24 protein-coding genes and 2 pseudogenes are annotated in these 23,851 nt (G+C 45.5%); 23 read left to right on the top strand and 3 right to left on the bottom strand.

Annotated elements, in window-relative coordinates:
* Positions 1-526 precede the first annotated feature (526 nt).
* Entirely contained in the window at positions 527-1,597 is a 1,071-nt protein-coding gene (locus K3F53_RS16960) for a polymorphic toxin type 35 domain-containing protein (RefSeq protein ID WP_220559152.1), read from the top strand.
* A 2-nt stretch (positions 1,598-1,599) separates the two neighbouring features.
* On the top strand, positions 1,600-2,034 hold the full coding sequence (locus K3F53_RS16955) for a hypothetical protein (protein WP_013876273.1): 435 nt from the start codon (positions 1,600-1,602) through the stop codon (positions 2,032-2,034).
* A 458-nt stretch (positions 2,035-2,492) separates the two neighbouring features.
* On the opposite strand, the gene K3F53_RS16950 is transcribed toward K3F53_RS16955, so the two are convergent.
* The 3 genes from K3F53_RS16950 to K3F53_RS16940 all read right to left on the bottom strand — a co-directional run bounded on the left by K3F53_RS16950 (position 2,493) and on the right by K3F53_RS16940 (position 3,380).
* A complete protein-coding gene (locus K3F53_RS16950; RefSeq protein ID WP_220559151.1) occupies positions 2,493-2,708 on the bottom strand; it encodes an integrase core domain-containing protein in 216 nt (71 codons plus the stop codon).
* On the bottom strand, positions 2,705-2,965 hold the full coding sequence (locus K3F53_RS16945; protein ID WP_220559150.1) for a hypothetical protein: 261 nt from the start codon (positions 2,963-2,965) through the stop codon (positions 2,705-2,707). The genes K3F53_RS16950 and K3F53_RS16945 overlap by 4 nt, the downstream gene beginning before the upstream one ends.
* 118 nt (positions 2,966-3,083) lie before the next feature.
* A complete protein-coding gene (locus tag K3F53_RS16940) occupies positions 3,084-3,380 on the bottom strand; it encodes a transposase (protein WP_246615654.1) in 297 nt (98 codons plus the stop codon).
* Between the two features lie 465 nt (positions 3,381-3,845).
* On the opposite strand from K3F53_RS16940, the gene K3F53_RS16935 reads away from it, so the two are divergent.
* The 21 genes and pseudogenes from K3F53_RS16935 (at position 3,846) to argC (ending at position 23,822) form a co-directional block, all read left to right on the top strand.
* Positions 3,846-4,355: a polymorphic toxin type 28 domain-containing protein gene (locus K3F53_RS16935; RefSeq protein WP_220559149.1), complete on the top strand. Its 510-nt coding sequence runs from the start codon at positions 3,846-3,848 to the stop codon at positions 4,353-4,355.
* On the top strand, positions 4,355-4,759 hold the full coding sequence (locus K3F53_RS16930) for a contact-dependent growth inhibition system immunity protein (protein ID WP_057897507.1): 405 nt from the start codon (positions 4,355-4,357) through the stop codon (positions 4,757-4,759). The genes K3F53_RS16935 and K3F53_RS16930 overlap by 1 nt, the downstream gene beginning before the upstream one ends.
* Before the next feature lie 514 nt (positions 4,760-5,273).
* Positions 5,274-5,706: pseudogene (locus K3F53_RS16925) on the top strand (reverse transcriptase domain-containing protein); the annotation flags it as partial.
* A 256-nt stretch (positions 5,707-5,962) separates the two neighbouring features.
* Entirely contained in the window at positions 5,963-6,337 is a 375-nt protein-coding gene (locus K3F53_RS16920; RefSeq protein ID WP_057897508.1) for a flagellar protein FlaG, read from the top strand.
* 15 nt (positions 6,338-6,352) lie between these two features.
* Positions 6,353-7,918 carry a flagellar filament capping protein FliD gene (gene fliD, locus K3F53_RS16915; protein ID WP_057897509.1) on the top strand — a complete coding sequence of 522 codons (1,566 nt, stop codon included), beginning with the start codon at positions 6,353-6,355 and terminating at the stop codon, positions 7,916-7,918.
* Complete coding sequence (fliS, locus tag K3F53_RS16910; RefSeq protein WP_057897510.1) at positions 7,915-8,283, top strand: flagellar export chaperone FliS; 369 nt, start codon at positions 7,915-7,917, stop codon at positions 8,281-8,283. The genes fliD and fliS overlap by 4 nt, the downstream gene beginning before the upstream one ends.
* Positions 8,284-8,291: 8 nt before the next feature.
* Complete coding sequence (locus tag K3F53_RS16905; RefSeq protein WP_057897511.1) at positions 8,292-8,669, top strand: flagellar protein FliT; 378 nt, start codon at positions 8,292-8,294, stop codon at positions 8,667-8,669.
* 205 nt (positions 8,670-8,874) lie between these two features.
* Entirely contained in the window at positions 8,875-11,274 is a 2,400-nt protein-coding gene (locus tag K3F53_RS16900) for a coiled-coil domain-containing protein (protein WP_220559148.1), read from the top strand.
* Positions 11,271-11,546 (top strand): annotated as a pseudogene (locus K3F53_RS16895) (EscU/YscU/HrcU family type III secretion system export apparatus switch protein); the annotation flags it as partial. The gene K3F53_RS16900 and the pseudogene K3F53_RS16895, both read left to right, overlap by 4 nt.
* Positions 11,547-11,750: 204 nt before the next feature.
* Positions 11,751-12,236: a flagellar export chaperone FliS gene (locus K3F53_RS16890; protein ID WP_220559147.1), complete on the top strand. Its 486-nt coding sequence runs from the start codon at positions 11,751-11,753 to the stop codon at positions 12,234-12,236.
* A 35-nt stretch (positions 12,237-12,271) separates the two neighbouring features.
* The gene (locus K3F53_RS16885) at positions 12,272-13,132 is read left to right on the top strand and encodes a flagellin N-terminal helical domain-containing protein (protein WP_057897514.1); all 861 of its coding nucleotides are present in this window, start codon (positions 12,272-12,274) and stop codon (positions 13,130-13,132) included.
* 406 nt (positions 13,133-13,538) lie between these two features.
* A complete protein-coding gene (locus tag K3F53_RS16880; protein WP_175493654.1) occupies positions 13,539-14,171 on the top strand; it encodes an amino acid ABC transporter permease in 633 nt (210 codons plus the stop codon).
* Positions 14,172-14,315: 144 nt separating this feature from the next.
* Positions 14,316-14,513 carry a cold shock domain-containing protein gene (locus K3F53_RS16875; RefSeq protein WP_057897515.1) on the top strand — a complete coding sequence of 66 codons (198 nt, stop codon included), beginning with the start codon at positions 14,316-14,318 and terminating at the stop codon, positions 14,511-14,513.
* Between the two features lie 290 nt (positions 14,514-14,803).
* A complete protein-coding gene (locus K3F53_RS16870) occupies positions 14,804-15,043 on the top strand; it encodes a hypothetical protein (RefSeq protein WP_057897516.1) in 240 nt (79 codons plus the stop codon).
* A 315-nt stretch (positions 15,044-15,358) separates the two neighbouring features.
* Positions 15,359-15,913, top strand: coding sequence for a ribosome hibernation-promoting factor, HPF/YfiA family (gene hpf, locus K3F53_RS16865; protein WP_057897517.1), 555 nt, complete (start codon positions 15,359-15,361; stop codon positions 15,911-15,913).
* 475 nt (positions 15,914-16,388) lie between these two features.
* Complete coding sequence (gene secA2 / locus K3F53_RS16860) at positions 16,389-18,902, top strand: accessory Sec system translocase SecA2 (protein ID WP_057897519.1); 2,514 nt, start codon at positions 16,389-16,391, stop codon at positions 18,900-18,902.
* A 3-nt stretch (positions 18,903-18,905) separates the two neighbouring features.
* A protein-coding gene (gene prfB, locus K3F53_RS16855) for a peptide chain release factor 2 (protein WP_204244852.1) occupies positions 18,906-20,016 on the top strand; the annotation gives its coding sequence in 2 pieces (ribosomal slippage) (positions 18,906-18,977 and positions 18,979-20,016; 1,110 coding nt in all).
* A gap of 266 nt (positions 20,017-20,282) precedes the next feature.
* Positions 20,283-21,128: a transketolase gene (locus K3F53_RS16850; RefSeq protein ID WP_091261201.1), complete on the top strand. Its 846-nt coding sequence runs from the start codon at positions 20,283-20,285 to the stop codon at positions 21,126-21,128.
* Complete coding sequence (locus K3F53_RS16845; RefSeq protein ID WP_057897521.1) at positions 21,128-22,072, top strand: transketolase family protein; 945 nt, start codon at positions 21,128-21,130, stop codon at positions 22,070-22,072. The genes K3F53_RS16850 and K3F53_RS16845 overlap by 1 nt, the downstream gene beginning before the upstream one ends.
* A gap of 108 nt (positions 22,073-22,180) precedes the next feature.
* Complete coding sequence (locus K3F53_RS16840) at positions 22,181-22,543, top strand: c-type cytochrome (RefSeq protein WP_057897522.1); 363 nt, start codon at positions 22,181-22,183, stop codon at positions 22,541-22,543.
* Between the two features lie 244 nt (positions 22,544-22,787).
* On the top strand, positions 22,788-23,822 hold the full coding sequence (gene argC / locus K3F53_RS16835; protein ID WP_220559142.1) for an N-acetyl-gamma-glutamyl-phosphate reductase: 1,035 nt from the start codon (positions 22,788-22,790) through the stop codon (positions 23,820-23,822).
* Positions 23,823-23,851 lie beyond the last annotated feature (29 nt).

Here is a 23,851-nt window from a genome sequence, read left to right as displayed (position 1 = left end):
ACGAGATTGGTTACAGTGACTTTTAAATTAAAAACCACACAAAAACTACTCGATTTATAGTTAAATACAAGAATGACAAAGCTTGTATTGTTAAAGGTGGTAACAAACAGGTACATAAAGCTAGTGAACAAAAAGGAAGTAAGGATTTTTGAGTGAGACAAAATGAAAATGATTTGTTAGAGAATCGAGAGCTCATGAAGGTTGTACCATCATGGAGTTTTGTTTAAATACTTGGATTAAGTGACAGTAACGAGAATTAGGCGAGATGACATTTTACATGGCAGGAGTAGTTATGGCATGGAATAGTTAACAAACTAACGAGGTCGTACAATCTCGTGGCGATAAACAATAGGTAATGTGAAGGGTTTCGTTTATTGCATAAGGCAAATAATTTGTAAAAATAGGTCTATGAATTAGATGGAAAATATTTTAAATTGTTAATATATGTATATATTGGGCGATGCATGCATTATATGTAACTTATTTCCTTTACGTCCGACTCAAAAAAAGAAAGAGTGAAGACGAAGTGTTTGGATCGTTAAAAAATATATATGATATGTATAGGCTCGGAAAAAGTGTTGTGAACTCAAAAAGTTTTCAAAAATCACTCAACAGAGCGGAAAAAGAATATCAAAAGAGAAGGAAAAAGCAGGAGGAAAAATTAAAAAGAACAAAGGCTGGAAGAAGGCAATTAAAAGAAATAAAAGCTTATGAAAAAGCTACAAAACAATTGTGGAAAGGGTTCACTCAGTCCTTTCAGACCTTAGGTAAGGTATGCACTTCCGCTAGAAAACTCGCAACCAACCTATTGCCCATTGAACAGATTTACAAATTAAAGAAGATCATGAAGGCTGAGGTGATAAAGAAACAAAATTCCGCTATTAAAAAGTTGCAGAAGCCAAAACCCATTCAAAAACCAAAATCAGTCTCCCCATCATCTCCACCAAAGTGTAGTATGATGGATGATCTGGTAGTTGGATTAAAGAAGTTTGGAAGAGAGTTCAAACCTGCTTTTTCTCACGGAGCCAAAGAGCTTGTTACGCTTTCAAATTATAAACCCTTAACCAGGGAATTAGTTGGAAAAGAGAATTTTGACGCATTAACAGACAATAAATGGACGATGGATGATGTGAAAGCCGCAGGCGGAGCATTAGAAAATTTGTTTTTGGGAAGGCTTAAGATTGTCAAAAACATCAATAAAACGGTTAAAATTACAAAAAGATTGGATAAAGCGAAACAGCCATTACAACCGCCGAAGCCAAAACAATCCACTGGGAATGCAACTAAGGGTACGGGTAAAGTTAAGCTATTGCCTTCTTCTAAAGTACATGATGCAATAGGGAAACTTAACAGTAATCAGATAAAGCATATTATAAATGGAAGTAAAAAATCTAATCATCAATGGGAAAAACTTGTGCCTGATAAGAATTGGGGGAAAATAAAAGAAATTATCATCGATGTAATGCATAATGGTGCAGATATACCTTATAAATCTGTTTCTTCTAGAGTTAAAATGGTTAATGGACAATTGGTACAGGTGACATACAAAAAACTACCTGATGGAACAATAAGAATATCTGATGCGTGGGTGAAATAACTATGAAGGAAAAGATAAAGCAATTAATAACATCGGGTGATTTTCAAAAAGCAAAAGAATATATTGAGAATGAAGATAGAAATACTTTAGAGCAAGTTGTTCTTGAATTAGGATTTGATGAAGAGAGTATAAGTGCTTATTCATTTGTCTGTTATTTGATAAATAATAATGAGACTGCATATTATCATTACTTAGCTTCAGAGTTATTAAGTACTGCATTGTGCCATTTACCAGACGCTTACGCAAGTGCATTATACCATGCTAAAAGAGCAGTTGAATTAAGCCCTGAAGATGTTAGCTTGAAAGAACATTTGTTGTTATTCCATGACATTCCAGAAAAGTTAATTAGTAAAGAAGAAGCTAAAGCAATTGCTCAAGAAATATTAAAGATAATGCCAAATAGCGAAGCTGCAAAAAATGTGTTACACAATGCATAAATTTAAAGACCTTGAAAGAGTATTATGACTCTTTCAAGGTCTTTTTTATAGGGTGTGTAGTGCCGAATAACTCCCTTTGTAGTACAACATATACAAATAACCCTTGAAACTCCTGCATGATAATTTTTAGAATTGCCTTGTGCGCACAGGATGAGTTTGAAAAAGATGTCCAATTTTATAATTTTCATCAACAATAAACAGCTGAAAAATCATCAGTTACTACCGTTTTTATCTCCCAAAAGCTTACCTTCGCTTTCTCCTTGCCTTTTGAAATTTTTTTTCGCAACTTTTCCGCCCCTTATTCCGATTACTATAGCGAGAGGCTACTCCACCTCGATTAACTCCTGGATGTCGATGTCTAACACTTTGCATACCGTTTCTATTGTTGATAGATCGGATTAACCCCCATTACTTGGACACAAACAACCTTATTCATCCTTTTTCGTAAAATTCCTCGCTTATACTCGCACTCCTCTAATTACGAACTTACGTTCTGTTTGGAGCGCATAAAACTCTTGTGGAGCTAAATCGCAAATGCTCGAATGGATTCGTCTCTCGTTATAAAAGCGGATATCTGTTACAACTTGATACGCCTCTGCATAGGACATAAACTCATAACGTGCCAGACATTCATCTTCCAGGATGCGATGAAACGCTTCGATGTGCGCATTCATATTCGGTGTTCGTGGCGGAATACGCTCATGAACAATTCCAAACGTTTCACATGCTTGTGTAAAATGATGAGACGTAAACTGCGGGCCATTAACGGGAAGCGTATCTGTTCCAAATAATTGCCGTTTAAATAATGCCTGTTGTATCGTACGACTCGCATCCTTTGCCTCTCTTTGATCTGTTCATCGGACACTTTTGTGCCGTCCTGCTTTAGGGAATAGCCCGGTATGGCTCGTCCCTCACTTTTCACTGGTTCCACATTCTGCCCTTTTCGTTTTCGATGGTAGTAATACGTGGAGCGTGGAATCCGGGCAAAACGCAAGACTAGCCGTTTTGGATAGCCCTGCTGAATATAGCGTTCCGCTACTTCAAGTTTTTCAGCAAGTGAGGGTTTTTCTTTTTATCAAATCACGTAAAATCGCAAGTTCTAATGCTTGTTCGCCAAGTAACCGTTTAAGTTGTTCGTTTTCTTTCACAACTTCTTCGGCATCAAGGACCGGAACCATAGAGAAATCAATTTCTCCATGTTTTCCGCTCTCGAACTCTCGCTTCCAGCGCCCCACCATGTTAGCAGATAACTCATAACGGCGGGCAACGGCTGCTAAATTACCGGTCTCTTTCGCTTCTTTCACCACTTGTTTTTTGAAATCAATCGAATACTTTCTTCTTGTCATTGATGTCTTCCCCCTCTGTCACTATAAGTGTAATCAAAATACACCCTTAGTGTCCAACTTCTCTAGGGGGCTAAAGAGCTATTATGTGGCTCAGCTAGTTTTTTACTGTCTACGATGGTGTTGCAAAACTTATAATCGTTGAATGGTAAAGGGTAAATATAATCAATTATGCATAATCCTATAATTTGTAAAAATAGGTCTATGAATTAGGTGGAAAATATTTTAAATTGTTAATATATGTATATATTGGGCGATGCATGCATTATATGTAACTCATTTCCTTTACGTCCGATTCAAAAAAAGAAAGAGTGAAGACGAAGTGTTTGGATCGTTAAAAAATATATATGATATGTATAGGCTCGGAAAAAGTGTTGTGAACTCAAAAAGTTTTCAAAAATCACTCAACAGGGCGGAAAAAGAATATCAAAAGAGAATTTTGACGCATTAACAGACAATAAATGGACGATGGATGATGTGAAAGCCGCAGGCGGAGCATTAGAAAATTTGTTTTTAGGAAGACTTAAGGTTGTCAAAAACATCAATAAAACGGTTAAAATTACAAAAAGATTGGATAAAGCGAAACAGCCATTACAACCGCCGAAGCCAAAACAATCCACTGGGAATGCAACTAAGGGGATGAGTAATGTAAATCTAACAAGAGCCCATAAAAGAAACCTAGACACTTTAGATAATATTATTAACAAACATTTAACTGATAAGGATTTTTCTGGTTCATTAAGAGACTTACAAGATAATCCAGTCCCTAAACCAGGTGGTGGGTATTGGAATCAATTACAGGAAATGAAGGACTCCTATAAGGGTTTAATTAGGATAAGAAAAGGCTTAGAAGGGTCACTTAAAAATCCAAATTTAAATGATGCTACAAGAAAAGTACTACAGGAGGGTTTGGATAAAGCAAATAAGAATATAAAGAAAATAGAGAATTTATTTGAACCATTTGGGGGGATAAATTAGTGAAAACTATCAAAGATATTTACAACATTTCACAGGGAGAACTAAAAGCTAAGTATGCATTAGATATATGGTATAATACCCTGATAGAGAAAACAGTTACAGAAATTGATATTACGGATATCTGTAGAATGCTTAGACAAGAGATTTTTATTGAATTAGCAATAGAGAGGGCTCTTGAGTATCTAAAACAAAACCCTCTTATTGGAGATGTCTATGATGGACAATTGTTAGAATTGCTTTCTTCAGTTGATGTAATAAAATTAAAAAAATATAAAAAATCTATAAAAGAATTACTTTTTGATATTAAAACAAGACTAGATATCAATGACTTTTTTAGTCAAGAAGATTATATCGAATATGTTGATTTATTAGAAAAATTTCTGGATAAGTTAGATAGTCGTTAAATGTATTTACCTTGATTGGATTTTTACCTTTCAAGGTTTTCTTTTAAGGTAATTCGAATCTGAAGGAAGCCGGCGGCAAACCTTCGGCCTGAGGAACATGAATCTCATATAAGGCCAGCGTTCGTTGGATGAGCCTGCATAACAAGGCGAAGTCCATACTGCCGAAGGCGAGCGAAGGTAAATGAGGCAGGTAGATGGAGGGGAAGATGGCGCTCTTACCCGAGGAGGTCTGTCTGATAGGCCGAGTATCCTCGGTAACCTCATTCGCGAGAATGAGCTGAACAGACAGAAGTCAGCAGAGGTCATAGTACATGCCATGTGATGACATGACATGGAAGGGCCGAACATTATGGAGAACGAAAGACCAGGCGTTCGAAGACACGCGATGAAGGCAGACAATCCGTATGGACTTATCCGAAGGAGGATGTGGTGAATTCCACGGGGGACTTCGGAAGGGCAGAGTGTGCCTTCGGCACAAATGGAACCTTTCGCTCACGCAAGGAGTGTACGTTCAATGATGGAACAATTGTTAGCACGGGACAATCTCTCACTTGCTTTGAAACAGGTAGAACGAAATAAAGGAAGCCATGGTGTGGATGGTATGTCTGTAAAATCCCTACGTAGATATATCATGGATCACTGGCATGACATTCGTCGTTCCATTGAGTGAGGTGGGAACTTATGAATCCAGTCCTGTCCGTCGCGTTGAAATCCCGAAGCCGAACGGAGGAGTCCGACAGTTAGGTATCCCTACCGTGCTTGACCGTTTCATCCAACAGGCAATTGCACAGATACTTACCCCTGTGTTTGACCCTTGTTTTTCCGAACATAGTTATGGATTCCGCCCCTCACGGCGCGGACATGACGCTGTACGAAAAGCTAGGCAATACTGGCGTATCGCCAAAAGTCCTGTTTTACATCGGACTCTTGATGAACGATTCTTCGAATCGTATCGACTCAAGAGTCTAAAAGAACGATATCACGCCTTGCGGCGTACATAATGAACCGCTGTATACCGAACGGTACGTACGGTGGTGTGAGAGGTCGGGGGCTAATCACCCCCTCCTACTCGATTGTTTGTGTTTGCTATGCTTCTTTGACAAAGCAATCTTACGTAAATTTCCATGTCCTCATGCTAAAAAATCCCACCATCCCGTCCGATATATCTAAATAAGAGAACGACAAAATGTGGAGGGAACGAATATGACGGACGTATCGCTTCCGATGCATCATACTGTTTCATCACGGAGCCCTGCGCTGGAAAAATCGGCTCAGCCGATGGATGAAACACGGATAATGGCAGCGCGGGAAGAACAAGTGCAAACCGAGCGGTTTGACAATCAAAAGTATCGTGATGAAAAAGAACGGGAAAGGCTCAAACAGGATGCCGATAAGCTGTTTGAAAGCCTGAATACGGGTCTCGCCTTAAAATTTCATGAAAAAAGTGGACAATGGTACGCCGTTATTGAGAACAAAATTACGCATGAAGTGATTAAAGAAGTACCGCCGCAAGATGTGCTTGAACTGCGGGCGCGGCTCAAGGAAATGATCGGTTTCTTCTTGGATCAAAAAATTTAGAATGGAGAGATGGAAATGTACGGAATGAATGTAAATCGCATATCCGGCCTTGCCTCCGGTATGGATACGGACACACTGATCAAAAAGCTGATGGATGCGGAGCGTATCCCGTTCAATAAGCTCAAGCAAAACCGGGAGAAGCTCAACTGGCAAAGCGAAGCTTATCGCAAGTGGAATACTGAGATTTTCTCATTCCGCTCCAAGACATTATTCGATATGAAGATGTCATCGACATACAACACGTTTACGACAGCCTCATCCGACGAAGCGAAAGTGTCAGCGGTTGCGAATGGCGATGCGATAGAAGGGCTTCATACATTGAAAGTCACGCAAACGGCGGCAGCCGCTTCTGTGAACGCTACGACTGACACGAGCAGGACGCTAAGTGAAGACAGCGAATTTGTCGTGAAAGTAACGAATGCGAAGGGAGAGGTGCGCCAGGCGACCATTTCATTAAAAGCTGGTCAAACCGTGAAAGACGCTGTGGCTGCATTGAATGCGGCTGTGGACGCAGGCGATGGGAAAACGAGTCTTGGCTTGCAGGCTGCGTATGATGATAACCTGAAACAATTTGTTTTGAAAACAAAAGAAACGGGCGCTTCAACAAAAATTGAATTAAGTGTTACATCTGATACGAAAAACCCTCTTTATGTTTTGGGATTGGCGGCCAGCGATGCAGCGGTCGATGATACGAAAACGTATACCGGACAAAATGCGAAAGTCATATTGGACGGGTATCCGGAAACAGAGTTTACCTCCAACACCTTTAAAGCGTTTGGCTTAATCTATACGATTAAAGGCCAGGCGACGCCTGCCACGCCGATTGAAGTTACGGTGAACGTAAAGCGGGACATCGAGGCGGAAATCAAAAATATTAAAGACTTTATTAACAAATATAATGAGATGCTGGAAAAGCTGAAAAAGACGCTGGATGAACCGGTCTACAAAAATTATCAGCCGCTGACGGATGAAGAGCGAAAAGCGTTAACCGAAAAGCAGATTGAGCAATGGGAAGAAAAGGCGAAGAGCGGTCTTTTGCGCCGTGATGGCATTCTTTCCGGTCTGGTAAACAGCATGCGCCTGAATATGACTTCCATCGTAGACAACGGCAGCAAATACAATTCGCTGGCCGCGATCGGCATTACATCCGAAAGCTATAAAGACAAAGGAAAGCTGACGGTGAATGAAGATAAGCTGCGTGAAGCGTTGGAAGAGGACCCGGAAGCGGTGAAAAATCTGTTTATTCAGGGGAGCGATATTACCGAAGAAGATGTGGAGAACGATCCGACGAAACAGGCAAAGCGCGGCTTGATTCACCGGTTGAATGACAGCTTTGGAGCTGCTTTTAAGGAGCTGACGGAGAAAGCGGGAGTGACCGGAAACCAGGCAGATGATCAAAGTATTATTGGAAAAATGTTACAAAATCTGGATGCGCGCATTTACGATATGGAAAGGCGCTTGATTCAAAAGGAAAATAGGTATTACCGCCAGTTTACGGCCATGGAAAAGGCGATGAGCAAGTACAACGCCCAAAGTGCCTGGCTTATGCAACAATTCGCAGGAGGAAGTAATGGACGATGACAAATCTTGCAGCGCAGCAATATAAACAAAATAGTGTACTTACGGCTACACCGGGTGAAGTAACGCTCCAATTATATAATGGTCTTGTCAAATTCATTAAAATGGCAATCGCAAGTGCGGAACAAGGAGAAATTCAGGCGGTCAATACGAACCTTATCAAAAGCCAGGACATTCTCAGGGAACTGTTGTGCACGTTAAATATGGAATACCCGGTCGCAAAAGATATGGCCGCCATGTATGAATATATGCTGGAGCGTTTAATCAAAGCTAATACCACCAAAGAACAGGCGATCATGGAAGAAGTGCTGGGATATGCCGAAGATTTTCGAAACACGTGGCAGCAGGCGCTCAAGCTAATGAAATAGGGGCCGCGATGTCTGGAAACTTTTATTCACAGAAAAAGCGACTGCTTACGGAGATGCGAACAGAAACGCTTGAGCAATTGCGCGCCGTCCGCGCGGAGGATGTGGAAGCGTTCCTGGATCATGTGGAAAGATGCAATCAAATTATTGAATCCATTAATCAACTGGATGCGCAAAACGAAGCACGAGATCCTTCCGAAGAACAAGAGTTGAGACGTCTGCTCCAGGAAGTGATAGAAGTGCGCCAGCACATCACTCCTCTGCTTGTTCCGTTGCGCGATAAGTTGCGCCAGGGCGCGGTAATGGAAAGAAGGCAAGTGATCATTCAGAAAGGGTATAATAAAGAGGAAGCATATTTGCCCAGTATTTTTTTCGACCGAAAAGAATAGTCTCCCATTAGACGACCTTGCGTTGCTTTTGTTTATGGAGGGTGTCCTAAAAGTGATGGGGCACCCTTTTGCGTTACGATATACGCAATATACGTATTTCCAGCAATGTTTTGGGACAGTTTCCTTCCAGCTGGTATATAAAAGCATGCCCATTTTGACCGATATTACTAAATAGAAGTTATAGTGCGGAAAGGTGGAGCGTCACATGCAAGTCTCAGATGTTACGCGGAGCATTCATACCTCACAAATGTCCGGAAAAACAACGGAACCCCAGCAGGGACAAATGACAAATCATGTGAATGGACAAGGCTCTGTCTCTTTATCTTCCGAAACGACAGCCGAGCAGGTATTGCAGGATGCCGGGATCAAAGCGACAGTAGAAATGAAGGAAGCAGTACGTTTGCTGATTGCGGAGCGCATCCCGGTTACAAAGGAGACGCTACAGTCACTTCAGCACATTCTCCAAAAAGGAGAAGGAACCATCCAGCAAAAATTGGATACGCTTTCGATTATGGCGCAGAAGAAAATTTCGGTTACGCCCAGAAGCTATGAAGCGGTGTTTCGTGCTTTATACGGACCGTCGCTGGATCAAATTCTGAGTGAGCTGGCGAAAGAAGCGCCTGATTTGCTGCCAGAGCTGCGCTTTTTATCGAATTCCGATTCTCTGCAAGACGCGCACCGGAGTGTCCCCGATCATTCGCGTGCGGGAATGTCTGCTTTGCTGGAACAGGCCTTGCAAAAACTGGCGGAACAGGCGCTTGCTATCCGTATGTCCGGCAGGGCAACCCGCAGCCAGCTTCGTGAATTGCAGGAAGCGGTGGCGCAGGCGGTACAGGAAGCCAGGTTGAGCACAGAAGTACGGAAAGACCTCGAAAGCGCGATTCGGCAAATCATGAAAGAACTGCGGATGTCGCTTAGCTATGAAGCTGTAGGCAGGCATGCGGAAGCGAAGATAATGGTAGAGCGGAGCATAGATATGCTGGTGAAAATGTTGAAACTGCCGGTAGTCGGAACGGGGGGCGCTCGTACAGAAAGCGGTTCGCCGAACATGTCGTTTCCTGACGGCGAAGGAGTCGATCATTCTGGGGCAAACGTTTTGCGTCCGCTCAGCGAGACATTCATAAGATTGGGCAATCTGGTCAGTCTGGCGCGGCAGGAACTGCTTGTGGCGCTGGGGAACATTCAAATGGAAGGTTCGACCTCTTCGCGTCAGCCGGACATCGTGATGCGAGATCTTGCTGTGGCGTTGCGCGATGCGATAAAGCGTGAAGGAGTGCCGCAAAAAGAAGCGAATCAGGCAGCACACATACTTCAACAGTTAGAAGAAGCGGCGCGTCAGCCGGCTCAAAACGGTGAGCGGCTGCTGGCCGGTATGGATGAACTTGAGCGCTTGTTCGCTGCCTCGGGAGAGCGGATGGCGGCGCTGACCGCTGTCCAGACGGCTACCTTTGAACGCCTCACACGCTATATTCCCGATTATTTGCATCAAGTAGGAGAAAAGTTCAGGCAAACAAAAAAAGAAATTATCAACAATGTTGAGCGCATGAGCCAGTTTTTACGCCAGAACATTCCACAGGCCGCTTCCTATATTCAGCGGATTGTCGAGCCAACGATTGAAATGGTGAATCGGCTGGTGAATAAGGGAGAATTCGCCCTGTTTGCTGATATGGACTTTGAGTACGAGCTATTGCGCATGAGCGGCGAACTACAGCGGGTCAAAGGGTTGCTGGCCAAAGGCGAACAGGATGAGGCGCTCCGGCTGTTTCAACGATTGCGAACCGATTTAGAAAAGCTCAACTGGCAACCTTCCTATACGAAAGTCGAACGCTTTTTCTCCAAGATGACAGGAGAAGGCGGAATGCAGAATCCGCTTCAGCTTTACGCTCAACAATGGCGGGAAGAATCGCTGACCGGCCGCGGAGTGCAGGAAGCGATGCGCGGGATGGGGTTCAGCCATGAACGAGAGGCAGTGGAATGGATGATGCGTCGAGAAGGAGACATGCGCTCAGCCGGATATAATAGCAGCGATGCGCGAGGAGAAAAACCGCCGCACAATCTCAAGGCGATGCTAATGAACGGAATGGAAAGCCATGCTTCTCCCAAAGCGAGGGAGATGTTGGAGCAGGCCTTATCTCATGTAACAGGGCAGCAACTGTTGTCCAAACAAGAGGCAGGGACGGTCACCCAATCGTTTCAAGTACAGCTCCCGCTACCTTGGGAAGAGGGGATGCATTCGGTTCATATGCAAGTTCGTGCCCGGCAAAATGGCGAACAGATGGATTGGGAGAATTGTAGCCTGTTCTTCTTTCTTGATACGCCGAAGTTTGGGGAAACGGGAGTGGCTGTTACGGTAGTCGAAAGAGAAATGGCGATACGTGTTCAGAACGATCATCCGTTTGTGGAGCAGGCGTTTGCGCCGTACATTCCGCGGATGAAAGAGGAATTGCAACGGATGGGCTACCGGGTGCAGAGCGTAACCTTTTCCCCGCTGGCGCATCAGGAGCGGGAGAGCGAACAGAGAAAAGCACCAGCTATAGATACCGCAACCGGAAGGCAGCATGCGTTCGCCCATACTTCCGGAGAAGGGGTCGATATTTCAGTATGATTTACAAGCATTTTCAGCAAGCGGCAAAAGGAAAAGAGAAAACGAGCCGGGCGGCTGTCATTCGCTATGACAAGGATAAGGATCGGGCGCCTACGGTGGTCGCTCATGGGCGCGGGCAAATCGCGGAAAAAATCATCGCGAAAGCGAAGGAACATGACATTCCGCTTCAGGAAGATGCGATGTTGTTGGAGAACTTGCTGGATCTCGACCTGGGCAGCAATGTGCCACCACAGCTGTATCAGGTAGTGGCGGAAATCTTGTTGCTTGTTCGAAGGGCGAATATCGGTTCTGCGGTTTCTGTTCCGCTTATACCTGCTATCGAACGTACGCCTTATTGGGAGGAAGAGGATGACGAGATTTGGCTTGAAGATTCTTCCTTAAAACTCTAGAAAAATATCCGATATCTATAATGTAGACATTTTGCCATGATAGAAGTATAAAAACATCAATTATGATTTGTGTTGAGAGGAATCGCGATGGAGCGTATGGTCACGTTGGAAAATGTGGAGATAAGTGATTTGCACGGTCATCCCGAATTAATTACATCCCTGTTGTATAAGCGACTGCTGCAAAAATTAGAAGAAGCGATCGCTTGTATTTCGGAGAAGAAATACGCGCAGGCGAACGCAGCTTTGCAGCTTTGCAACGATATTGTTACCCGTCTTGGTTTCGGAATCAAGTACGAAGCCGGCGTTTTAGCCGATCGGCTCGAAATGCTGTATCAGTATGTATTTGAACTGATTATACAAGGGAATCTCCGCAAAGATATCAAGCTTTTGCAGGAAGCGAAAGAGATCATCTGTCAATTGGATGATGCCTGGACGATCGCGATGGAGAAGGAAAAGGGAAAAACACAGGTTATGGCTCACCTTGCCGGCAAGCCCAGGCTGAATCCATATGAGCGTCGGGAAATTGAACAGGAAACATGGAATCATGCGGAAAAGAAGCAGTTTGACTTTTAAAAATATGAGATCGTTTTTTAAGGAGTGGATACGATATGCGTATTAATCATAATCTTCCCGCGTTAAACGCCTACCGTAATTTAGCGCAAAATCAAATAGGAACGAGCAAGATTTTGGAGAGACTGTCTTCCGGCTATCGCATTAACCGTGCGTCTGATGATGCGGCAGGACTTGCCATTTCAGAAAAAATGCGCGGTCAAATTCGCGGTTTGGAGCAAGGACAGCGCAATACAATGGATGGAGTTTCTTTGATTCAGACGGCGGAAGGCGCATTGCAGGAAATACACGAGATGTTGCAGCGTATGCGTGAATTGGCCGTACAAGCAGCAAACGGCACGTATAGTGACAAGGACAAAAAAGCCATTGAGGATGAGATCAATCAATTAACAGCACAAATTGATCAGATTGCTAAAACAACGGAATTTAATGGAATTCAACTTATCGGAGACAGCGATAGTACTTCGTTACAAGATGTGAAAATTCAGTACGGCCCTAAAAAGGAGGACTCGTTGACTCTGGAATTAACAACACAACCGGAAGCCGACCCTCCATTTGCTGCAGGATGCAAAGCGGATAAGGCTTCTCTCAAAATTGACAATGTAGATGTAATTAGTGATCCTGAGGGTGCGATCGAGACCTTCAAGGCTGCCATTGATCAAGTTTCCCGCATCCGTTCCTATTTCGGTGCTATTCAAAACCGTCTGGAACACGTAGTCAATAACTTGTCCAATTATACAGAAAATCTGACAGGTGCTGAATCTCGTATTCGCGATGCAGATATGGCGAAAGAAATGACCGAATTTACCCGCTTCAACATCATCAACCAGTCCGCGACAGCAATGCTGGCCCAGGCCAACCAGTTACCGCAAGGTGTATTACAACTCCTCAAAGGTTAAAGCTCTTTATGAATCATATTCCTTATTTTCCCCGAAAAGCATGTTGCTTTTCGGGGCTTTTTGCGAAAAGAAGATTCCTGTCCGCCGTTCTAAAAATTTGTGTCCACTTATTGAGCTAACAGCCTAGATCATAGCAAGACGAGCATGCATAATCTGACTCGTTTCGCTACGGAACGTATGATAAAACGTATAAAAAGTATTTCTAGAGAAGTCAAAAATTGACTGACTAAATCAAAGAAATATCTTTGCAGACGCATTTTTATCCGGTATAATGAATACGTTATACAAAAAGATAAGGTGCGCTGTGGAAAAAATCCACGCGCACTTTTCGCCTGTTTATTGAGAATGCTGTTGAGGAAAGGCTGTGAGTGTTGTGGATTGGGGTGTTATTTACGAGTACCGCGAAATGTTTATTCGCGGTGTGGGATATACGATTTTGTTTACGTCTGTCGGCGTATTTATGGGAACCATTCTTGGTCTGCTTTTCGGTCTTGGTCGCCTGTCGAAGAATCCGATACTGCGCTGGCCGTCTGTGGCTTACATTACCGTATTTCGTGGTACGCCGTTATTTGTGCAGATTCTGCTGATTCATTACGCGGCAATTCCGGAAATCTGGGGCCTGTTCTCTGAAGAACCGCCGTCGGTCGTATTTTCCGGTTTTGTGGTGCTTTCGCTAAACGCCGGAGCGTATATAGCCGAAATCTTCCGCGCCGGTATTCGGTCGATTGATCGTGGACAGATGGAAGCGGCCCGTTCTCTGGGCATGAACCACGGACAAGCGATGCGTTATGTGATTTTGCCGCAGGCGTTCAAACGCATGATTCCGCCGCTTGGCAACGAATTTATCGCGCTTTTGAAAGACTCTTCGTTGCTTGCGGTTATTGCGGCACCTGAACTGACGTACGCGGGAAATGCGACCGCGAAGTCAACATTCGCGCGCTGGGAATCTTATTTGACCATGGCGGCTATTTATCTTGTGCTGACGCTATTGATTTCCCGGTTTGTGACATATTTGGAAAAGCGGTTTGCTACAGAGTAACCATATCTTGTCGAAATTGTCGAATAAATGCTTGTTTCGTCGAGCAATTTAATTTGACCTGGACATGATAAAAATGGTATAGTCGAGGTATGGGTAAACGATTACACGTTCCCAGTATTTTATTGACGGAAAGGGATGTATTTCATGCAAGGTAAAGTAAAATGGTTTAATGCTGAAAAAGGCTACGGTTTCATCGAAAGAGAGAACGGAGACGACGTATTTGTACACTTCTCTGCAATCCAGGCCGAAGGTTTTAAAACGCTGGAAGAAGGTCAAAGCGTTGAATTCGAAATCGTTGAAGGCGCTCGTGGACCTCAAGCGGCAAATGTTGTTAAGTTGTAATATGCATCTCCTTTCCGATTGACAGGAATAAGGTAGATTGAAATATGCAACGTTCCGCCCTCTGGAATTGATTCCAGAGGGCTTAACTATTTTAGGTTGGAAAGCTACATATCTTTTAAAAGGCGTGAGTCAAACTGTTCGAAGCTGGCATTAGAACTATTCAGATGGAGATAAACAGAAAATAACCAATAAACATATTGCAACCCCCTCTTTGTTTTACCGATATTAAATATGTAAATGTTAGAAACTATAGAGAGGTAAAAAGAACGGAGACAAAGGCGGGGAACGGTATGAAAGCAGGCAAGACGCAAGAGTATCGGTTTGGGCTATTAAAAGAAATTTATTCAAGACACATTCAAAGCGGGGGAAATTCGGAAACAGTCGAAATCAGCACGAGGACGGAACGTCTCGCGTACAGATATCTGGCGAAACGTGGATTTATCAGCTGTGCGGAGAGGAAGGACGGTTTATTCAAAGTATTTCTTTTGCCAGAAGGCATTAATTATATAAAAAATGCAGAAAAGGATTGAATCACATCCAGCAAGAGTGGTTATTAACGATTATCATCTTGAGTATATTGACGTTCTTGCTTTGGATGCACTTTGGCCGCCTTCTTCTGAATTTAGCTAGCGATACGTTACCCCTGAAACAACAGGCTGTAGTGCTTGCTTCAGGGGTCTATCTGTGTGTATATATGTTTATCTTCTAAAGAACAATTCTTCTGGAAGTTTCCGGTTTGTCATAAAAATTTCACAAAACCTGGGAAGAAAATGTCGGATTCAGAAGGATTTTGGGCCGGGAAAAGGGAATATATTATAAATATAGATGAAAGGAGGAGTATTCATATGCAATACAACACCCGTGGTGAAAATATTGAAGTAACTCCTGCACTTCGAGACTATGCAGAGAAAAAAATTGGCCGTCTCGAGCGCTACTTTGAGGACACTTCTGCATTTTCGTGCAACATAACAATGCGTGTCATCCGTGGCGAGCATACGGTGGAAGTGACCATTCCAATGCCGGGAGTTATCCTCCGAGCCGAAGATACAAATAGTGATATGTATGCGGCGATCGATCTGGTCGTTGAAAAATTAGAGCGGCAAATCCGCAAGTACAAGACGAAAGTGAACCGCAAATATCGCCAGCAAGGGGCAATATTTGTGGATGCTGATCCTGTATTTACCAATAAAGGAGAACAAGAAGACGACAACGATACGATCGAAATCGTAAAAACGAAACGCTTTAATCTGAAGCCGATGGACGCAGAGGAAGCGGTACTACAGATGGATATGCTGGGGCATAACTTCTTCGTGTTCAGCAATGCGGAGACGGAAGAAGTCAACGTTGTCTACCGCCGCAAAGATGGCCGTTACGGTTTGATTGAACCGGAGAATATATAACCTTTGAAATACAGGGAAGAAACAAAGGCTGCCTCCGGGCGGAACGTTTCATACCAAAGGGGCTGGCTCATGATTTTTGACCCGGCCCCTTCTTATTCTCTAAACACGGTATTCAAATCAATTCTAAAATCTTCAATACTTACTGGCAATGTGTCACCCTTGACGTATACCCCACCACGCTTAAAACTCGTCTCCTCTAACAGATAGACATCAGATGCATTGTAAACATCAACGATTTTCTTTTTGTCACATATTACAACGAAATCAGGTTGCACCCAATTCTTAATCTCTTCATACGGAGTATGGTTAGAAAGAAAAAACGGATAAAGTTGTTCGATAGGGCACGGTCTAAATAGTAAATATCCATTTTCTTTCCTTGTCAATCCCCATATACTACTGTTAAAATTAAAATTTAGAGCAGTCCGTCTGCTCAGACTAGCAATGAAGCGATGATTTGGAAGGGGATAGATACCCGATGCTAGGTATACTTAAGAAGATAATTGGCGATTCCAACGAACGTGATATCAAGAAGTACCAGAGACGCGTCGAAAAAATCAATGCGTTGGAGCCACAAATACAGGCATTAAGCGATGAACAGCTTCGCAATAAAACGGATGAGTTCAAAGAGCGGCTTGCCAAAGGCGAGACGCTGGATGATATTTTGTATGAAGCTTTTGCGGTATGCCGTGAGGCAAGCCGCCGCGTGCTTGGCATGCGCCACTATGATGTGCAATTGATTGGCGGCATGGTGCTGCATGAAGGCAAAATTGCCGAGATGAAGACAGGGGAAGGTAAAACGCTGGTTGCGACGCTGCCTACGTATTTGAACGCCCTGTCCGGCAAAGGCGTACATGTCATTACGGTGAACGAATACCTGGCGACACGCGATGCCGAAGAGATGGGCCGGATTTACAATTTTCTCGGTTTAAGCTGCGCCGTAAACCTTGCCGGCATGTCACCGGACGAGAAGCGGGCGGCATATGCGGCCGATATCACATATGGTACGAACAATGAGTTCGGCTTTGACTATCTGCGCGATAACATGGTGCTTTACAAAGAACAAATGGTACAGCGCCCGCTGCATTACTGCATCGTCGACGAGGTCGACAGCATCCTCATCGATGAGGCGCGGACGCCGCTCATTATCTCGGGCGAAGCGGAAAAATCGACCGAGCTTTATTATGTTGCGGCCCGTTTCGTCACGCGCCTGAAAGAGGATGAGCACTATACCATTGATCTGAAAGCGAACTCTGTATCCCTTACTGAAACAGGGGTAGCGGAAGTGGAGCGCGCGTTTAATATCGATAACCTGTATGACAATGAGCACATTCTCCTGAACCATCACATCAATATCGCACTGAAAGCGAAAGCGCTGATGAAGCGCGATATTGACTATGTGGTAGACAACGGCGAAGTGATCATCGTTGACGAGTTTACGGGCCGTCTGATGCAAGGACGCCGCTACAGCGATGGTTTGCATCAGGCTATTGAAGCAAAAGAAGGCCTGCAGGTGCAAAACGAGAGCATGACGCTCGCGACGATCACGCTGCAGAACTATTTCCGTATGTATGAGAAGTTGGGCGGTATGACGGGGACGGCAAAAACAGAAGAAGAAGAGTTTCAGAAAATCTACGGTCTTCAAGTGGTGGTCATTCCAACCAACAAGCCGGTGATTCGTGAGGACAAGCCGGATGCGATCTATAAAACAGAACGCGGCAAATATAAAGCGGTTGTTGCCGAAGTGGAGAAAATGCACAAAATCGGCCGCCCGGTGCTGGTCGGTACGACTTCTATCGAAAAATCTGAATTGCTTTCCAGCATGCTGAAGAAAAAAGGCATTCCGCACCAGGTGCTGAACGCAAAGCACCATGCGCGTGAAGCCGAGATTGTCGCGCAGGCCGGACAGCGTGGCATGGTAACGATTGCGACCAACATGGCGGGTCGCGGTACTGACATTAAGCTCGGGGAAGGCGTTGCCGAACTCGGCGGTTTGCATATTATCGGTACGGAACGTCATGAGAGCCGCCGGATTGACAACCAGCTACGCGGCCGCGCCGGACGTCAAGGCGACCCCGGTTCGTCCCAGTTCTTTATCTCGCTGGAAGACGAATTGATGCGCAAGTTTGGTTCAGAGAATATTATGAACATGATGGATCGACTCGGTATGGAAGAAGATGTGCCGATCGAAAGTAAAATGGTATCCCGGGCGATTGAATCATCGCAGAAGCGGGTGGAGGGCGCTAACTTCGACATGCGCCGCCTCGTATTGCAATATGACGATGTGATGAACCAGCAGCGTGTGGTTATTTACAAGCAACGCCGCGAAGTACTGGAAGCCGAGTCGCTGCGCGATGTGGTGATCGGGATGATTATGTCGCATGTCGAGCGCCTCGTCGATCTGCATTGTTCGGACGAAGTCGTGCAGGAAGAGTGGGATCTCGAAGCGCTCATTGACCACTGCAACGGCACGTTTCTGCATGAAGGTCAGCTGACGGTGAAAGATATTTGGGGCAAAGACCGCGAAGAAATTATAGAAGTGTTCCGTGAGCTTGTTGAGCGTCTTTACAGTGAACGGGAAGCGCTGATGGATGAAGCGGACTTCCGCGAGTTCGAGAAGGTCGTTGTATTGCGAGCGGTGGACAGTAAGTGGATGGATCATATCGATGCCATGGATCAGTTCCGTCAGGGTATTCATTTGCGTGCGTACGGGCAGACAGATCCACTTCGTGAGTATCAGATGGAAGGCTATGAAATGTTCAATCAAATGATTGCCAGCATCGAGGAAGAAGTGGCGACATATATTATGAAAGCGAACATTGGAAGCAACCTGCAGCGCCAGGAAGTAGCCAAGGGTCAGGCGGTTGTTCCGTCGGATGAACCGGCGCCAAAAAAGCCGGTGCGCCGTCGAGAGCCGAAAATTGGTCGCAACGATCCTTGCTACTGCGGCAGCGGGAAAAAGTACAAAAACTGTTGTGGCCGGGAGGAATAAAGTATGCCATTGACAGAAGCGAAACAGCAAATGACAGCCATCGGCAAGCGATTGGCGGAAATCAGGGGGTCTCTTTGACATCCCTGGCAAACAAAAGCAAATCGCCGCACTGGAAGAGAAGATGGCTGCGCCGAACTTTTGGGATGACAATGAAGCAGCCCAGGTGATTATAAGCGAAGCGAACGCACTGAAAGAAACGGTAAATGCGATTCAGGAGATGGAAGCAGCGTACGAAGATATTCAGGTGATGATGGAGCTGTACGCTGAGGAAGAGGATGAGTCGCTTATCTCGGATATCGTGGAGGCAACTGAGGCCTTGCAGAAGCGGTTGAATGAGTATGAGCTACAGTTGCTCCTTAGCCAGCCGTATGACAAGAGAAACGCGATTCTTGAATTGCATCCGGGTGCGGGTGGTACGGAATCACAAGACTGGGCGGATATGTTGCTGCGTATGTATACCCGCTGGGCGGAGAAGCAGGGATACAAAGTCGAGACCCTGGACTATTTACCGGGCGAAGAGGCCGGGGTTAAGAGCGTAACCCTGCTGATTAAAGGACATAATGCGTACGGATATCTGAAAGCTGAAAAAGGCGTACACCGCCTCGTTCGCATTTCGCCGTTCGATGCTTCCGGACGCCGTCATACGTCCTTCGTATCGTGCGATGTGATGCCAGAGATTGACGATGACATCGAAATCGAAATCCGTCCGGACGAAATCAAAGTGGACACGTACCGTTCCAGCGGTGCCGGCGGACAGCATGTGAATACGACCGACTCCGCGGTGCGCATTACCCACCTGCCGACCGGTATCGTGGTGACGTGCCAGACGGAGCGCTCGCAGATTAAAAACCGGGAACGGGCGATGAAGATGCTTCGTTCCAAGTTGTACGAGAAAAAAATTCAGGAGCAGGAAGAGGAAGCGGCAAAGCTGCGCGGTGAGCAAAAAGAAATCGGCTGGGGCAGCCAAATTCGTTCCTACGTGTTTCACCCGTACAGCATGGTAAAAGATCATCGGACGAACTACGAAACGGGGAACGTTCAAGCCGTTATGGATGGGGACATTACGCCTTTTATTGACGCATATCTTCGTCAGCAACTGGGGCATACTACGTAAAAGTAGATAGCATATGTGTTAGAGAGTTGCAATACGTTATACAGAGCCTGTCGCGTAGGTTGCGGCTCTGAAGCAATATGCATTGTTGACGCTCGGGACGTTTTGCGTCGCCGTAGCGTCCAATTTGTTTTTGAACGCGTTTTAGAAGGATCTCAATATGATATATGATAGGCTCATCCACTTGTGGTTTTCTTTACTCACCACAGCGGAATGTTACGATACCAAAAGAAATGAATAGACTGTTGAGAGGCAATGGAGGAGAGGGAATGAGTACAATTGCAGAGGGAAAACTTGCAGAACTGAAGCAGCGCGCGAATCACATTCGTCAGGAAATCGTTAAAATGGTAGCTGCCGCAAACTCAGGTCACCCGGGCGGTTCGTTGTCGGCGGCAGACATTCTGGCTGTGCTGTATTTTCATGAAATGAACGTAGGCCCGGAAAAGGTAAACGATCCGGATCGCGATCGCTTTATTCTGAGCAAAGGGCACGCAAGCCCGGTATTATATGCGACGCTTGCGGAGAAAGGGTATCTGCCGAAAGAGGAACTAGCGACATTCCGCCGCATTAACTCTCGCTTGCAAGGTCATCCAAGCAAGAAATTATTGCCGGGTGTCGAACAGAGCACCGGTTCTCTCGGCCAGGGACTTTCCACGGCGAATGGCATGGCGTTGGCGGCGCGTCTTGATAAGCGCGAGTATCGGGTATATGCTCTGCTTGGCGATGGCGAGATTCAGGAAGGCATGATCTGGGAGGCAGCGATGGCAGCCGGCCACTACAAGCTGGACAATCTGGTGGCCATTCTTGACTATAATCATTTGCAAATTGACGGCAATGTAGAGGATATTATGGACATTGGACCGGTGGCGGACAAGTTCCGCGCATTCAACTGGCATGTGATTGAAATGGATGGTCATAATATCGAAGAAATCGTCGCTGCATTTGCTGAAGCGAGAACGGTAAAGGGCAAACCGACTTTTATTGTGGCGCATACGATAAAAGGAAAAGGCGTTTCGTATATGGAGAACGCATGCGGCTGGCACGGTGTTGCGCCGAACGAAGAACAGCTGAAGCAGGCGCTGGCTGAATTGTGCGCGCAGGGAGGGGACAAGTAATGGAGAAGACAACGGTAAAGAAAATCGCAACCCGTGACGCATACGGTCAAGTATTGGTAGAACTCGGACACGAAAATCCGGACATTGTTGTGCTGGATGCCGACCTTGCGAAATCGACGAAAACGGCGGAATTTGCTAAAGTATTTCCGGAGCGTTTCTTTGACGTGGGGATTGCGGAAGCGAATATGATCGGGATGGCGGCTGGCCTTGCTACCTGCGGTAAAATTCCGTTCGCGAGCACGTTTGCGCTGTTCGGTTCGTTGCGTGTAGCCGATATGATTCGTAATTCCGTGTGCTATCCAAACCTGAACGTAAAAATTGCTGTCACCCACCAGGGCTTGACACTTGGAGAAGATGGTGCTTCTCATCAGGCGGTGGAGGACATCGCTTTAATGCGTGCGATCCCGAATATGACAGTGATCATTCCGGCGGACGCAACCGAAACGAAAAAAGCGATTCGCGCGGCCGCAAATACGCACGGCCCGATGTACATTCGCATGGGACGTCCGAGCGTGCCAGTGTTGTTCGATGACAGCTATGAGTTTGAAATTGGCAAAGGTGTACAGATTCGTGAAGGAAACGATGTAGCGATTATCGCGACGGGCGTGATGGTGCATATCGCACTGGAAGCGGCAGAATTGCTGGCGCAAGAAGGAATTCAGGCGCGCGTCATTAACATGGCCACGATCAAACCGATTGACGAAGAGATAATTGTGAAAGCCGCCCAGGAAACAAAAGGAATCGTGACCGCGGAAGAAGCCAACATTTACGGCGGGCTTGGCGCGGCTGTCGCCGAAGTGCTATGCGAGAAGCATCCCGCAAAACTGCGCCGCGTCGGCGTGCAGGATACATTTGGTGAATCTGGCAAGCCGGACGAGCTGTTGCAGAAGTATGGTCTTACTGCGGAGAATATCGCGACAAAAGCGAAAGAAATGTTGAAATGAAATTCGCGGATGCTTCTACGTTCCCTCGGAATTTCTAAATAGCATGTTATGAAAACATCCTCCTCTGCTCATACTAAATGTGTGACTTGATTAGAGGAGGGTATTTTTATGAGAAAATGGCTTATGTCATTTAGCAGTATTCTGTTTGTGCTGGCTCTGTTCACGGGCTGTGCAACGAGTAAGAATAAAGCGGAACAACCGCCGGCCAAGCAAGGCGGTCAAGCCGGAGGGGGAGCGGCTGAAGGCGCTGCGGGGAACGCGCAAAAAATCTTTCAGGCAAATTGCACGTCCTGTCATGGTCAAAACATGGAGGGGGGCGTCGGACCGAATCTGACAAAAGTCGGCAGCAAGTATAAGAGCGCCGATGAAATTAAGAATGTCATTGTAAAAGGACGAAACGGCATGCCAGGCGGTCTTGTCAGCGAAGCGGACGCCGAAGTGCTGGCTGGCTGGTTAATTACAAAGAAATGAAATACGAAAGGTTATAAGAGCCGTTTTCTCTTAAAAGGAGGAAGCGGCTTTCTACATAGTTAGCAATCAGAAGACAGAATACACAGTCGTAGCGAATGGATGGTCAATTTGCTACGACTTTTTTGGTGTTTTATATGCATAACTTTATTTGCATATTAATTCATAATAACCTATTGAATTATTATTCTTATTTACGTATAATAATTCATAACTTATCGAGACAGGAAAAATGGGGGAAACGTAAGTGAACATTTCGATTATCGGAGCGACCGGGTACAGCGGAGTCGAATTGATTCGCCTGTTAGTAAAACATCCCGAAGCAAACATTGTGGCTGTATACTCTAACTCGCAAGCCGGAAAAACAATGCAGGAAGTATATCCGCATTTAACGCATATTTTTACAGATAGCCTGACTAAAATCGACTGTGGACGAATCCGGAAGGAAGCGGATGCTGTGTTCATCGCGACACCGTCTGGCATTAGCGGACAGCTAGTGCCTCAGCTTTTGGATGGCAAATTGAAAGTGATTGACGTGTCCGGCGACTTTCGTCTTGCTACGCCGGAGCTATATAACAAATGGTACGGCAAGCAAACAGCGGCCCAGGAATATTTGGATCAGGCAGTATACGGTCTTTCCGAGTGGAATGCGGACGCTATCCGCGGCACGAAGCTGCTCGCCAATCCGGGTTGTTATCCGACGGCGACACTGCTTAGCCTGTTGCCGCTTTTAAAAGAAGATCTGATCGATGGTACATCTATTATTGTGGATGCCAAATCCGGAGTCACCGGAGCGGGACGTTCCGCTTCGCTTGGCACTCATTTCTGCGAAGTAAACGAAAGCATCTCCGCGTACAAAGTAGCGAAACACCAGCATACGCCGGAGATTGAGCAGACGCTGAACCACCTGACAGGCAAGGAAGTACTCGTCTCCTTTACACCGCACCTTGTGCCGATGAACCGCGGTATCTTAACCACATCGTACGCGACGCTGAAAGAGGGCGTGACAAATGAACAGGTAGCGGCCGCGTTTTCCGAAGCGTACGAAGGTAAGCCGTTTGTGCGCCTGCGGCCGGGTGCGTATCCGAAAACAAAAGAAGTATACGGTTCCAATTATTGCGATATTGCCTGGCATGTCGATGACCGTACCGGACGGGTGATTGTGCTCGCGGTGATCGATAACGTTGTGAAAGGCGCGGCTGGTCAAGCGGTACAAAACATGAATCTGATGTTCGGACTTCCGGAAACAACAGGACTTGAGTTTACGCCGGTTTATCCATAAGCAAAACTCGTGGGCGTTATCACTCGTCC

The organism is Aneurinibacillus thermoaerophilus, assembly GCF_019603355.1.
GTDB lineage: Bacteria > Bacillota > Bacilli > Aneurinibacillales > Aneurinibacillaceae > Aneurinibacillus > Aneurinibacillus thermoaerophilus.
Note: the sequence above shows the minus strand (reverse complement) of the source record. Positions and strands in the feature narration are given on the sequence as shown.